The 12,641-nt window shown below is 61.9% G+C and carries 17 protein-coding genes and 1 pseudogene; 9 read left to right on the top strand and 9 right to left on the bottom strand.

The genetic code is table 11. The features are described from left to right. Positions 1–30 precede the first annotated feature (30 nt). Positions 31–381 carry a TfoX/Sxy family protein gene (locus CXK91_RS14700; protein WP_103456855.1) on the top strand — a complete coding sequence of 117 codons (351 nt, stop codon included), beginning with the start codon at positions 31–33 and terminating at the stop codon, positions 379–381. A gap of 108 nt (positions 382–489) precedes the next feature. Next, positions 490–1,182 (top strand): GNAT family N-acetyltransferase, encoded by a 693-nt coding sequence (locus tag CXK91_RS14695; protein WP_103456854.1) that lies wholly within the window; start codon positions 490–492, stop codon positions 1,180–1,182. Between the two features lie 137 nt (positions 1,183–1,319). On the opposite strand, the gene CXK91_RS14690 is transcribed toward CXK91_RS14695, so the two are convergent. Continuing rightward, positions 1,320–1,805: a MarR family winged helix-turn-helix transcriptional regulator gene (locus CXK91_RS14690; RefSeq protein ID WP_177412684.1), complete on the bottom strand. Its 486-nt coding sequence runs from the start codon at positions 1,803–1,805 to the stop codon at positions 1,320–1,322. Between the two features lie 140 nt (positions 1,806–1,945). Between CXK91_RS14690 and CXK91_RS14685 the strand changes: the two genes are divergently transcribed. Continuing rightward, positions 1,946–3,085: an MFS transporter gene (locus tag CXK91_RS14685; protein ID WP_103456910.1), complete on the top strand. Its 1,140-nt coding sequence runs from the start codon at positions 1,946–1,948 to the stop codon at positions 3,083–3,085. Positions 3,086–3,126: 41 nt separating this feature from the next. Here CXK91_RS14685 and CXK91_RS14680 read toward each other — a convergent pair whose 3' ends face one another. The 3 genes from CXK91_RS14680 to CXK91_RS14670 all read right to left on the bottom strand — a co-directional run bounded on the left by CXK91_RS14680 (position 3,127) and on the right by CXK91_RS14670 (position 5,458). After that, positions 3,127–3,735: a DJ-1/PfpI family protein gene (locus tag CXK91_RS14680; RefSeq protein WP_103456852.1), complete on the bottom strand. Its 609-nt coding sequence runs from the start codon at positions 3,733–3,735 to the stop codon at positions 3,127–3,129. A 163-nt stretch (positions 3,736–3,898) separates the two neighbouring features. Continuing rightward, the gene (locus CXK91_RS14675; RefSeq protein WP_103456851.1) at positions 3,899–4,642 is read right to left on the bottom strand and encodes a class I SAM-dependent DNA methyltransferase; all 744 of its coding nucleotides are present in this window, start codon (positions 4,640–4,642) and stop codon (positions 3,899–3,901) included. A 171-nt stretch (positions 4,643–4,813) separates the two neighbouring features. After that, complete coding sequence (locus CXK91_RS14670) at positions 4,814–5,458, bottom strand: TetR/AcrR family transcriptional regulator (RefSeq protein ID WP_256055729.1); 645 nt, start codon at positions 5,456–5,458, stop codon at positions 4,814–4,816. Positions 5,459–5,531: 73 nt separating this feature from the next. Between CXK91_RS14670 and CXK91_RS14665 the strand changes: the two genes are divergently transcribed. The 4 genes and pseudogenes from CXK91_RS14665 to CXK91_RS14650 all read left to right on the top strand — a co-directional run bounded on the left by CXK91_RS14665 (position 5,532) and on the right by CXK91_RS14650 (position 7,963). Then, entirely contained in the window at positions 5,532–6,635 is a 1,104-nt protein-coding gene (locus CXK91_RS14665; protein ID WP_103456909.1) for a DUF2855 family protein, read from the top strand. A 23-nt stretch (positions 6,636–6,658) separates the two neighbouring features. After that, positions 6,659–6,829: pseudogene (locus CXK91_RS14660) on the top strand (NAD-dependent dehydratase); the annotation flags it as partial. A gap of 93 nt (positions 6,830–6,922) precedes the next feature. Continuing rightward, on the top strand, positions 6,923–7,390 hold the full coding sequence (locus tag CXK91_RS14655) for an RNA methyltransferase (protein ID WP_103456849.1): 468 nt from the start codon (positions 6,923–6,925) through the stop codon (positions 7,388–7,390). Positions 7,391–7,540: 150 nt separating this feature from the next. After that, positions 7,541–7,963 carry a DUF2141 domain-containing protein gene (locus tag CXK91_RS14650; protein WP_103456848.1) on the top strand — a complete coding sequence of 141 codons (423 nt, stop codon included), beginning with the start codon at positions 7,541–7,543 and terminating at the stop codon, positions 7,961–7,963. Between the two features lie 85 nt (positions 7,964–8,048). Here CXK91_RS14650 and CXK91_RS14645 read toward each other — a convergent pair whose 3' ends face one another. Continuing rightward, the gene (locus CXK91_RS14645; protein ID WP_146048132.1) at positions 8,049–8,774 is read right to left on the bottom strand and encodes a hypothetical protein; all 726 of its coding nucleotides are present in this window, start codon (positions 8,772–8,774) and stop codon (positions 8,049–8,051) included. 346 nt (positions 8,775–9,120) lie between these two features. Beyond that, positions 9,121–9,369: a regulator gene (locus tag CXK91_RS14640; RefSeq protein ID WP_103456846.1), complete on the bottom strand. Its 249-nt coding sequence runs from the start codon at positions 9,367–9,369 to the stop codon at positions 9,121–9,123. A 331-nt stretch (positions 9,370–9,700) separates the two neighbouring features. On the opposite strand from CXK91_RS14640, the gene CXK91_RS14635 reads away from it, so the two are divergent. Continuing rightward, positions 9,701–10,792, top strand: coding sequence for an SMP-30/gluconolactonase/LRE family protein (locus CXK91_RS14635; protein WP_103456845.1), 1,092 nt, complete (start codon positions 9,701–9,703; stop codon positions 10,790–10,792). Positions 10,793–10,939: 147 nt separating this feature from the next. Here the strand turns inward: CXK91_RS14635 and CXK91_RS22925 are convergent, their stop codons facing one another. From CXK91_RS22925 to CXK91_RS14630, 3 genes are all read right to left on the bottom strand, one after another. After that, entirely contained in the window at positions 10,940–11,062 is a 123-nt protein-coding gene (locus CXK91_RS22925; RefSeq protein ID WP_256055727.1) for a hypothetical protein, read from the bottom strand. 138 nt (positions 11,063–11,200) lie between these two features. Then, entirely contained in the window at positions 11,201–11,350 is a 150-nt protein-coding gene (locus CXK91_RS22740; RefSeq protein ID WP_181003956.1) for a hypothetical protein, read from the bottom strand. A 171-nt stretch (positions 11,351–11,521) separates the two neighbouring features. Further along, complete coding sequence (locus CXK91_RS14630) at positions 11,522–11,923, bottom strand: MerR family transcriptional regulator (RefSeq protein ID WP_103456844.1); 402 nt, start codon at positions 11,921–11,923, stop codon at positions 11,522–11,524. Between the two features lie 62 nt (positions 11,924–11,985). On the opposite strand from CXK91_RS14630, the gene CXK91_RS14625 reads away from it, so the two are divergent. Then, positions 11,986–12,633, top strand: a complete 648-nt coding sequence (locus CXK91_RS14625) for a cation transporter (protein ID WP_103456843.1) — start codon at positions 11,986–11,988, stop codon at positions 12,631–12,633. Positions 12,634–12,641 lie beyond the last annotated feature (8 nt).

Genomic DNA, 12,641 nt, shown 5'->3' with positions numbered 1-12,641 from the left:
ATGGCACCCGGTCGAGACAACGGAGCAGACATGGCGAGCGACAAAGATTTCGTGCTGTATGTGGCGGAGCAGATTGGCCTGGGAAGCAGGCTGACGTACAGGAAGATGTTCGGCGAGTACGCCCTTTATCTGGATGAAAAGGTCGTCGCGTTCGTCTGCGACAACAGCCTGTTCATCAAGCCTTCGCAGGCCACCGAAACGCTTGCCCCGGACTTGCCGCAAGCGCCGCCCTATCCCGGCGCGAAGAACCATCCGGTGGCGGACGAGTTGCTGGACGACGCCGACGAACTCCGCCGCCTGGTGATCGAAACGGCTCGCCTCATGCCAGCACCTGTGCCACGCAAACCGAGAAAGAGAAAGCCAGACGCAGCCGCGACTTAGAGGCAGGCAGGATCTCTCGTAGCACCGATCACCATGCCGCTTACCCTCACCTGCCGCACACCGCCCGGTACAATGCCGCCATTTTCCGTACCGCCCCGGAGCGCCGCCATGTTCACCCTCACCCACCTCGACACCCCGCCGCTGGAATCGCTGCAAAGCCAGCTGCTGCAGATGGTGGTGGATTACCTCGGCGACATCAGCCCTGTATCGCTGCAGCCCAGCAACCCGCTATATCAGCTGTACCAGTACGTGGTGGGTTTCGAGGTGCATCGCTATCTGGACAGCATGGACGGCGCGCAGGCCGGCAAGCCGGAACTGATCATGGCGTTGGATGCTGAGGACCCGGCGGTGCTGCTCGGCTTCGCGCTGTATTTGCCATTTGTGGACGATCCCGAAGCCTGCGCGCTGGTCTATCTGGCGGTGAACGCCGGCCATCGCCGCCAAGGCATCGGCCGGGGCATGGTCGAAGCGATGGTGGCGCGCTATCCCCATGCCGAGGTGGCGTGCGTTGCAGGCAAGGTGCCGTATTTCAGCGCACTGGGCTTTCAGGCATTGGCAGCACGTGGCCCGCAGGTGGTGATGAATACGCGAAACGAGGCTTCGAACGGTGCGGTGGCGGTGCAGGATCTGGAGCCGATCTTCCAGTCCAAGGAAGTTCGGCAGATCTACAGCTACCTTGTGCAGCAGAACGGTCGCAAGGCGATGAGCGAGGCGGAGAAACAGCGCGACCGCCTGCTCGATCAACTGGCGCGCCAGGCGCAAGAAGTAGTGCAGCAATCGACCGTTCGGCGTTTGCATTGATCGAGCGAGACGTCACCAGGCTCGGGTGATACCGAGCCCGCGCAGCTGCGCCATCCACGACCACACCATCCCGCGCGGATATACGCCGCGCCCTATCGAACCGCGGTCTTTATCACGACTTACGGCCAGGCGTCGCGCTAGCGTCCTGCCAGCCACTTGCCCAGCAGCCTGTCGAGCTGCTCCTGTTCGTCGCGACTGAGCGAGGCAAGGGCCCTTTTTTCGTTCTCGACGTGAGCGGTCATCAGGCCGTCGATCAGAGTGAAGCCGGCTTCGGTCAGGGCAACCAGGGTGCCACGACGGTCCTCGGGGTTGGGCTTGCGCTCAATAAGCCCGGCACGCTCGAGGCGGTCGAGCCGGTTGGTCATGCCGCCTGAAGAAATCATCGCCGCTTCATACAGCGCGGTCGGGCTCAAGGCATGCGGCTCGCCGGCGCGACGCAAGGTCGCCAGCACATCGAATTCGCCGTAGTGCAAACGGTGCTCATCGAAGAAGGGTTGCAGCACGTCTCGGTTGAGCACCTGCACCGCCTCGCCCAGCCGACCGATCAGGCGCATGGGCAAGGTGTCCAGGTCCGGCCGTTGCTGTTGCCATTGTTCAACGGCGAGTTGAGCTCTATCGATCACCGGATACCTCGTCTATTTATCTTGATGTTAAGATACTTATCGCAAAGACATTAACTGCCCACTTGGAGATTGCCATGCTTTCCGTTCGATCACCCGCGTCCACTTCACTGTCGCGGGTCGGCGAAGCGCTGCTGGGGGTCATGCTCGTTCTGTTGGTAGGCCTCAATCTGCGGCCTATCCTAGCGGCCATCGGGCCATTACTCGACGAAATCCAGGCCGCGACCGGCCTGGGCAGTGCCGGTGCAGGCGCGCTTACCACCCTGCCCATCGCTGCCATGGGATTCTGCGCACTGTGCGGCGCCAGGTTGCAGGCGAATCTGGGCGAGCGTCGTGGCGTAGCGCTCGGGCTCACGCTGGTGGCGCTCGCCAGTGCCTTGCGCTGGGGTTCGCCAGGCGGCATCGGCCTGATCCTCACCGCCGCACTGGGCGGCGTCGGGATTGCCCTGGTGCAGGCGCTGATACCCGCGTACATCCATCGCTGCCATCCGCAGCGGACCAGTGCGCTGATGGGGCTCTATACCACCGGCATCATGGGCGGCGCTGCCCTCGCCGCTGCCAGTGCCGCGCCGCTGGCAGAACGATTCGGTTGGGCGAATGGCTTGGCATTGTGGGCGATTCCGGCCGTACTGACCCTGTCTATCTGGTGGAGCCTGGCGCGCCCGCCGGTCGCTACAGGGCGAGCCGTTGCCAGACCATTGCCTCTGAAATCGCCGCTCGCCTGGCGGCTGTTGCTGTTCTTCGGCATCGGTACGGCGGCCTATACCCTCGTACTGGCCTGGCTGCCGCCCTATTACACAGGCCTTGGCTGGAGCGCTGCGGACAGCGGTCTGTTGCTCGGCGGCATCAGCCTGGCGGAAGTCGGCGCCGGATTGCTGCTCTCCGCGCTGATCGGACGAATCCGGCAGCGGCGGCCGCTGGTGCTGGGTGTGCTGGCCGTGGTGCTGGCCGGGTTGTTGTGCCTGGCATTGGCGCCGCTGATGCTGGCAATCCCGACGGCGATATTGCTGGGGGTGGGAATCGGCGCCCTGTTCCCGCTCTCGTTGATTCTGGCCATGGACCATGCAAGGGACTCGGCCGACGCCGGCTCGTTGCTGGGATTCGTTCAGGGTGGCGGCTACCTGATTGCCAGCCTGGCACCGCTGGGCGCGGGCCTTTTACGCGACCGCTTGGCGAGCCTGGCGGATGCCTGGCTGCTGATGGCCGTTGGCATCGTGCTGTTGATGGGTCTGGCGTTTCGGCTAACCGCCCCGTCGCCAGTGCAGACGCAACCGGGCGCGTAACGCAAAGCCATCAGCAGCCCGGTCAATCACTGTGACCCCTGTCAGGCGCAATCCAGATACGGCTCGATATTGGCAAGAGCCCGCACAACCCAATCCTCCTTCTCCCCTACCGGCGCGACGTAATGCAGTGCTTCGGCTGCGGCATCGCGCCCAGCCAGCCGCGCCAGCATCCAGGCTGCAAGATAGATGGACGCCAGGCAGCCACCGGCGGTAGCCAGGTTGCCCTGCGCGAAGAACGGCTGCTCCAGCACTTCGATGCCGGCCTCTTGCACCCATGGCCTGGTGGTGAGGTCGGTGCAACCGGGAACGCCGTTCAGCAAACCCGCCTTCGCAAGCAACAGAGTGCCGGAGCACTGGGCACCGATCAGCTGACGTGCCGGGTCGAGCCGAGTCAGTGAGTTCATCATCGCGGCGTCCTGAGCGATTTCACGGGTTCTGACACCGCTGCCGACCAACACGGCGTCAAAGGATTCGACTTCGCCTAGACAAGCCTGTCGATACAGCCGCACGCCGTTCATCGAGGTAACCGTCTCGCTCGGCGAAGCCAGCGCCACACGCCAGCCCGGCCGCTTGATGCGGTTCAGGATGCCGAGCGCGATCAGCGAATCCAGTTCGTTGAAGCCGTCAAAGGTAAGAATGGCAATGTGCATGGCTGGGTCCAGCGCCAGTGAGTCGACCTATTCTCAAAGCGCGGCAGGCGCGCGCAAAGGCACAGTCGGCAGCGGCGATACCAGTACAGTGCCTAAGGCTGGCCCCAGGGCGAGAAGCGCTTGGTCACTCCACGGACCTGAACAAAGGGCCTGACTTTCGCTGCTAAATCTTCACGCAGGCAAATATCGCGTTCCCTGATTCGCTGTTCCAGGGAATGAGTTTCTCGTAGTCATGCTCGAACACATGCACTTCGAAGAACGGCTCCAGCAGATCGCTCAGCTCGGCAAAGCTCACCGCCACCATCCTGTGCTCGTCGTGCCAGACCTGGCTTTCATTGCTGATGGTCTTTTCGATTCGCAGCCTCAGCAATTGCTGCTCCCCTTCACCCGGGTAATGCCAACCGGAGCTGAAGGTGAAAAGGCCGTCCGCATGCCTGGCCGTGTGCGAGACGAATGACGCGTTGTCGATCCGGCGCTTGTCCACGGCGTTGAAGCAGAACAGCCCGCCCGGGGCCAGGGCGGCATGCACGCTGGCGATACAGGCTTCGAGCCTGGTCAGCGCGGCGCTGTAATGGATGGAGTAAAGAAAGCAGGTGATCAGATCGGCCGGCTGCTCGACCGCGAAGCCACACATGTCCTGCAGGAAAAACTGCGCTTCCGGGCAGCGCACTGCCGCTCTGTCCAGCATCGGCTGGTTGATGTCGAGCCCGCCGCTGGTATAGCCGGCATCAATGAAATGGCGGACGTGCGGGCCAGTGCCGCAGGCGAGGTCCAGATGCCTCGTCCCGCCGTTGCCGAACAGCTGTTGCAACCGGTGGACACAGTGGCTTTGCGCCCGGTAGTCGATGTCCGCGCACATGAGGTCGTAGTAACCCGACAAGTCGGTATAGAGAGCATCGCCGGGCATGATGACCTGATGTGCGAGGGATCGATGGGGCGCGCATATTATCCCGACCGGGGGGAAATCACCCGGCAATTACCGCCGAGCTGGTACAGCCTGCTGCCGGCCCTCCAGATACTCTGCGACCGTTTGCTCGCCTCTCTTCGGCGAGTCAGCCGAGCGAAACGACAGGCTGCCTCATGATTGATCGCGGTCGGGCTGGGGTGACCCAGCGAGCCTGTCCAGGCAAAGCTGCTCCATGCAATTGGCCCAATCAATCATGCGATCCGCTTCAAGCTGCACCAGCATTGCGTAGCGGCGGCCGCCCCATACCGAAAGATGCAGCGCTTCGAGGGTTGCTGGCGAGGGACGCACCGGAAGGTCAGTCGCCGCATCGATGACCCGATGCCAGGCGCCCAACAGATCCTCGTAGACCCGACGCTGATGCTTGGGCTCGGCCACCAGCGTTTCCAGCTCGAGCATATCCGGGTGAAACCAGGGCAGCCGTGACTCGACCCCGGCAAGGGTGCGTACCAGTCGCCGGATGCGCTCGGGCCAGGCAAGCGCGGTTGGCGCTACCGCTTGCGCGTCGATGGCCTCCAGCAGCTGCTCGACGCAATAGCGCACGTAGCCCGAGTGCAGCGCATGCTTACTGGGGAAGTAGTCGTACAGGGTGCCGATGGCCACGCCGGCTTCCAGTGCAACCGCACGGGTCGTCAATCGAGACCAGCCGTCGCGCTGCCATATCCGAACATAGGTGTCGAAAATCGCCTGAACGGTGGCCTTGGCGCGCTGCTGAGTCGGCCGTTTGAGCGGCTTGGCGCTCGGCAATCGTGTGCTCATGAAATCCGAACCCGGCGGTGAAACGAAAGGGATAGAGTCGATGACGTCCATTTACGAACCCAAGGTGCCATCGATGAGCGTCATCCGCCAGTTGCAGAACAACAAGAAAGACATGCAGCAGACCCGCCTTCAGACCCAGGCAATGCCGGAGCTGCAATCCGGCGAAGCCCTGCTGCGTATCAGCCGGCTGGCACTGACCACGAACAATGTCACCTACGCCGCATTCGGCGAGACGCCTCACCTGCGCTATTGGGACTTCTACCCCACCGGCGATGGCGAGTGGTTCCACATGCCGGCGTGGGGCTTCGCCGAAGTCGTGGAGAGCACCGTCGATGGCCTGGCGAAGGGCGAACGCTTCTACGGCTTCTGGCCGATCGCCAGCCATGTCGTCATGCAGCCGGTGCGCGTTTCCGAGCGCGGTTTCTACGACGGCGCAGAGCATCGACTCGAACTCACCTCGGCCTACAACCAGTACCAACGCATCAGCAGCGACGCCGCCTATCGCGCAGAGAGCGAAAACTACCAGATGCTGCTGCGCCCGCTGTTCATCACCTCGTTCATGCTGGCCGATTTCCTCGACGACAACGCCTTCTTCGGCGCGCGCCAGATCCTGATGTCGAGCGCCTCGAGCAAGACCGCGTACGGCACGGCGTTCTGCCTGCAGGACAACCCGGCCGTGCAGCTGGTCGGCCTGACCTCCGCCGGTAACACCGACTTCGTGGAACGCCTGGGTTGCTACCACCAGGCGTTGGGCTACGACCAGCTCGCTTCGCTGGACCCGAGCGTGCCCACGCTCTACGTCGACTTCTCCGGCAGCGCCGATCTACGCCGGCAGATCCACAGCCATTTCAAGGATGCCCTGGTGTACGACTGCTTCGCCGGATCAGCCCAGAACCACGAATATCGAGAGACAGACCTGACGCTGGCCGGCCCGCAGCCACAGCCCTATTTCGCGCCCTATCAGATCAAGAAACGCAACGCCGACTGGGGCCCCGCCGAGGTGACCCGCCGCTTCAACGAGGCGCAGCTGGCCTTTATCGCCCGGGTGAGCGATGCGCAGCAGCCCTGGATGCAGGTGAACGAGCACGCAGGCCTGGAGGCTGCACAGGCGCTGGCCGAATCTTTGATCAAAGGCGACATCAATCCTCTGGAGGGCCACGCCGTGCTGCTCGACTGACCACGTTTCGGTGCCGAACAGGCATCGGCAAGCTCATCTCGCCCAGGCCCACCAATGCCGATCTGCGCCGTCCGATCTAGGTGGTGACGGACATGTCGAAGAGTCGCAATCTCGGCTTTCTGGATTACCAGGTAAGCGACGAGGCGTTCTTCGATGTCTTCGCCAGGCTGCGGGCGAGCAAGCTCATTCCCTGATCAGGTCGCGCAGCGTTAAAAACCCTTTGCCGACGAAACCGTCCCGTATACTCGCGCGTTTTCCGCGCGAGTCCCTTCCATGAGCCGCCCCTCGTGAGCAACAAACGCTATGCCTGCATCGGCCTGAGCAACCCGAAATCACCATCCAACGTGGGGGCGATCATGCGTGCCGCAGGCTGCTATGGCGCCGCCTCGGTGTTCTACACCGGCACCCGCTACGACCGCGCCAAGGACTTCATCACCGACACCAAAAAGGTCCACCAGGGCATTCCGCTGATCAACATCGACGACCTGCGCAAGATCCTGCCGCTTGGCTGCGTGCCGGTCGCGGTGGAGCTGGTCGAAGGTGCCCGCGCCCTTCCCGAGTACACGCACCCGGACCGCGCGCTGTACATCTTCGGCGCCGAGGACGGCTCGCTGAGCAAGGAGATCCGCGACTGGTGCGAGGACGTGATCTACATCCCCACCAACGGCTGCATGAATCTGGCAGCGACGGTGAACGTAGTTCTCTACGACCGCCTCGCCAAAGGCAACAACACCCGCTCGGGGCCGCAGTTCTGAATGGAGCGCCGACGCCCCTGACACCTTGGTATGGATGCGACGCGTGGACAACGCTTCGCTTGTTCGTTGAAGATGACAACGATCGACTCAAGCGTCGCTGGCCACGTTGGAATCCGGCGGCTTCCGCATCCTCGACTTCAAGAGCACAGCATGAAAGCACTTCCGATTCTGGGCGTCGCCCTCGCCCTCTTGGTGCCCTCGGCCTACGCCCAGGAGCTACAGGTCACGCTCGACGGCCTGCAACACGACAAGGGCCAGGTGGCCGTGGCGGTATATTCCAGTGCGAAAACCTTCCGCAAGGATGATCAGGCGTTCGCCACGCAAAAAGCCAAGGCCGAGCAGGGAGCCGTGACACTGGTGTTCAAGGACGTGCCGCCCGGACGCTACGCGGTGCTGGCCTACCATGATGAGAACGACAACGGCGAGCTGGACCGCCGTTTCGGCATGATCCCAACGGAAGGCTACGGGCTGTCGAACAATCCCAAGGTGATGGGCCCGCCATCCTTCGAGGACAGTGCATTCGAAGTGACGCCCGACGAGCCAAACAGAATCACCCTGGAGATGCGTTACTAGCCGCTTTTCACCTTCCCACGTAGCGCCCATCCGCGAGGGGCCAGATCGTCGGCCCATCGCAAATGGGCCAGCGTCGGTGCGGGAGTCAGGTATTGATACCCTGCGTCATTGGCTTGCGCGGGCCAAGCAGCCCTTTGTTGCTCAGGAACTGTTCGATTTCAAGGCTCAACGTCTTCAGGTGTGCGTCAATCAGAGCACGCGCCTCGGGGCTGACCTCACCGCTGCCGTTGTGGTCGAGTGGCATCGGAATGTTCCTGAAAAAACCGTAGCTACCCACATAACGCATCTGACGAAGGTCGATTATTTCAACCACGCCGCGCAACAGTGCGCGAGGTACCTCGCACTCCGCATAGGTGCGGTCGCACTTGAGGTAATAGCCGTAGCTGTTGAGGACGCGTCGGTCCGAACCGTCTTTGGAACTTGGATCTGCGACCAGCGGCAATTGGCGTAGCAGCACCAGGTAGTCAGCACCTACTTCCTTCAGCGCCCGGTACTCCAATCCGAAAACCTCGTTCAGATTGCTTTCCAGGTCAGGCTTGGCGAAGGCCACTATGCTTGGATTGGTCATCGCACGGGGAAGCGTGATGAACCCCTCGGTACTGCCACCTTGAAGGCGCCTGCGTATTACCAACCCAAGGCCGGCAAACTTTCTCAGCTGATAGTCGTGTCCATCTGCGGCAAGCCGCTCCATCAGCGTTCCGCCAAGCACCTCATTCAACTGCCAACCGGGCTGCGGTGTGGATTTGATGTTTTCGTGCGCAAATCCGTTACCGATCCAGGTCGTCCGGCTCTGCTCGTCAAAATCGATCATCACCGCAACGCGGCTGCGTGGTTCCGGCGCAACCGTCAGAGGAGCACGGGTTGATTGACAGGCCGCCAACAGACAGATCACCGATATGAGACCGACAACATGCGCGATAGACGCGCCGGCTCGCTGAGCTGCCTTACTCATACTGTTCCTTCAAAGCAATTTAGGGCTGCGCCCTTGAGGGGTGCGCTTACCCCGCATAGCAGGGCGCAATACGGGGCTGCCGGCATTATCAGGGACTGAGAGCCTTTCTACGATCCCCGGCACCAGCGGGGTGATTGGGATACGAAACAGCGCACGTTCAGAGATAACAAAAGCTGAGCCCGTGAATGAACCCAAAGGGTACGGCTCAGCGACAATTTCCAGCACAGCCGCCGCGGGCACAAGCCGGTGCCTCGGGATTCCTGAGCACGCGGCTGTTCACCACGCCGACGGCGGTCAGCAGTCTGGCAACCGGTGCGTCATCCTGGATCGCTACATCTTCGGCGAGTGCGCAGACCGCTCGCAGTTCACCCCAGGTTTTCGGGCGCAGGGCCATGGCGTGGCGAACCTGATAAACCTGGCCATTGGCTTCGCAGCGGTAATCGTAGGTTGGCATGGGGCTCCTCTCTCTCGATATGGTGCAGTGTCATCGACCAGCTGTCCTGACGAAAACCGGCGTACGCAATTGTACGAACGGAATTGCGCAACACCAGTCCTTCACTACCCCCCGCAGGCAGCCAGGAAACGAGGATGGCCTGCCAAGCTACGGCTATTAACCAACAGTCATACGACAACGATAACAACACCAAAAAGTAACGATGCTGTTTTATAAGGTTTTTTATAGAAACAAGAGGTCCCTTCGCAGTTAAATTCGGTGGATTCTTGAAAGTCATCATACCTCTACTATGATGGATTTCGCCTCAACCCGTTATCACGAAGGTCTTCCGATGAACGAACAAGAACAACAACCATCACGCGATTCGCGCCGCCGGTTTCTGAAGCACTCATTCGCGTACTCGGCCATGTTGACCGCCGGGATCGCCCTGCCGCGGCTTTCCCAATCAGCCGAGCTGCTGAGCAGGCGGTATCCCGATCCGTCACTCGAGGTATTGGACGACAGTTTTCTGCAGCTGCGGCTTTTCAACGCCAGCGTCGAGAAGATTGCCGATGGCCTGCGCTGGGCGGAAGGCCCCGTGTGGGTCGGCGACGGGCGTTACCTGCTGCTGAGTGACATTCCGAATAATCGGATCATGCGCTGGGACGAGATCACCGAGTCGCTCAGCGTCTATCGGGAGCAGGCCAATTTTTCCAATGGCCTGACGCGAGACCGCCAGGGCCGCCTCGTGGTTTGTGAGGGCTCGACTACCCATGAACTGGGGCGGCGCGTGACGCGCACCGAGCACAACGGCGCCATCACGGTGCTGGCCGACAATTACCAGGGCAAGCGCTTCAACTCGCCCAACGATGTGGTGGTTAAGCGCGACGGTTCGATCTGGTTCAGCGACCCGCCGTTTCAGGCTGGCAATTACTACGAAGGCCACAAGATTCAGACCGAGCTGCCGGATGCCGTGTATCGCATAGACGGCGAGACCCTGGAGGTCACGCGCGTGATCGACGGCATCGCCGGCCCCAACGGCCTGTGTTTTTCGCCGGATGAGACGAGACTCTATGTGGTTGAAGGACGCGCCAAGCCCAACAGGCTGATCTGGGCCTACGCGGTCAACGCCGATGGCACGCTGGGTGAGCGCACTCAGCACATCGAGGCAACCGCCCATGGCGCGTTGGACGGCATCAAATGCGACGAGGCCGGCAACCTTTGGTGCGGCTGGGGGAGCTCCGGATCACCGGAGGCAAGCCCTGAAGGCCTGGATGGCGTCCGAGTATTCAACCCTGAAGGCAAAGCGATTGGTCATATTCACTTACCGGAGCGCTGCGCCAATCTGTGCTTCGGTGGCACCCAGGGCAATCGCCTGTTCATGGCCAGCAGCCACGCAATCTATGCGCTGTATGTGAACGCCAGAGGTGCCACGTTCGCCTGATCGCACATGCCTCGTCGGATGCGCACGGGTAAGGCCTGGCTTCATCCCCAGGCTGCGGCTGTGCGGTTCACGGAGTGACCGCGGCGCGAGGACAGGCTCGGCGCGCTCTCAACCCACGGGGTGCACAGCTGTACGCTGCGGTTTTGCCTACTTGCTCATCACCAGAACGAACCCCACCACGATGCCGGCCAAGGCGATTAGCCAGCCGATGCGGTGGGCGCGGTTCTTTTCTGCTTGCCGGACGGGGTCTACGGGCTTTTTCTTCTTCACGATTCACCTGCCTCTGAACGCACTTCTGCCGGTTTGGCACTTACACCTTACGGCGCAGCGCGCCTTTTTAGGCTGGGCACGTCGAATTGTCCAGCGGATGCGTCATGAGCAAGTCAGCGGATAGTGAAGTCTTGGCGCTCAACCGAGCGGGCTTTGATCCGCTTCTGGCTGATCCTTTGAGTCGACATCCGGATCGGCGCCGTTCTCGCCCGAATCCGGCACATCTCCATACTCATCGTAATCCGGCGGGGTCAGGCCATCCTTGTGTGGGTCTTTTGGATCGATCATGGCGACAGTCCTCTGGCAGCAGCGAGTGATTAGTGACATCTCGTTGGAACGCATGGGATGGGCGCTCGTTCGCCAGGCCCTGCACTTCTCGATAGCTGGCCTGCGGCACCGCGGAGTAGTCGTCTCGGATACGAACGCCCCTGCACGAGTCGCGGCATCCGAGCCGACGAACTAACTACGTTCTGCTCCCGTCAGGGTTTCGATGATCCGGCATTCCTTGACCGAGGATTCGCTGCAGCCAGCCAGGCGCTGCAGTTCCGCTTCGAGCCGCTGCAGATCGGCGATGCGCTGGCGTACTTCGACCAGATGAGTGCGCACCAGGCGATCGACGTCGGTGCAGGCGTGCCCGGGCTGGTCGGCCAGCGCGACCAGCGTGCGGATTTCGTCGAGGGAAAAGCCCAGCTCCCTCCCGCGTTTGATAAACCGCAGCTGCTCCGCGTCCCGCTCGCCGAAGGTGCGATAGCCGGATTCGGTGCGCGACGGTGCCGCAAGCAGCCCGATGCGCTCGTAATAGCGGATGGTCTCCACGTTCACTGCCGTGGCCTTGCTGAGTTTGCCGATGGTAAGTGGCATCGCTTGACCCTGTAGTGGCTACAGGGTTTAGCGTAGCGCCATCGATAACTGGAGGCGATGCCATGGCGGGAAATTGTTGCAGCGGTGTTTGCGCCACTACGGCGGCACGTGGGCGATATCGGCGCATCCTCTGGATTGCGCTGCTAATCAATCTGGTCATGTTCGGCGTCGAGATCGGTGCGGGCGTGCGCTCCGGCTCGGTCTCACTGCTGGCCGACTCGCTGGACTTTTTCGGTGACGCAGCCAATTACGGCGTCAGCCTGTTCGTACTGGGACTCGGGGTAGTGATGCGGGCGCGGGCGTCGCTGGCCAAGGCGCTGACAATGGGCCTGTTCGGCATTTTCATTCTGGTGGTCGCGGTTGGCAATTTCGTCGATGGCAGCGTGCCGCACGCATCGACCATGGGGGTTGTCGGCGTGGTTGCGCTGCTGGCCAACCTTGCGGTGGCGGCCATGCTTTACGCCTACCGGGAAGGCGACAGCAACATGCGCAGCGTGTGGCTATGCAGCCGCAACGATGCGCTGGGCAACCTCGCCGTCATGCTGGCAGCGCTCGGCGTATTCGGCACCGGTGCCGGCTGGCCCGACCTGATCGTGGCGACGATCATGGCGTTGCTCTCGATCAGCGCGGCGGTGCAGATCACCCGCCAAGCCGTGGCAGAGCTGCGATCCGAACGGATGATGGTCAGCGATGTGGAACGACGCGCGTGACCGAAACG

The organism is Stutzerimonas stutzeri (genome assembly GCF_002909485.1).
In the GTDB taxonomy this organism is placed as follows: domain Bacteria; phylum Pseudomonadota; class Gammaproteobacteria; order Pseudomonadales; family Pseudomonadaceae; genus Stutzerimonas; species Stutzerimonas stutzeri_AH.
The sequence above is the reverse complement of the archived record's forward strand: the minus strand, read 5'-3'. Positions and strand labels throughout refer to the sequence as shown.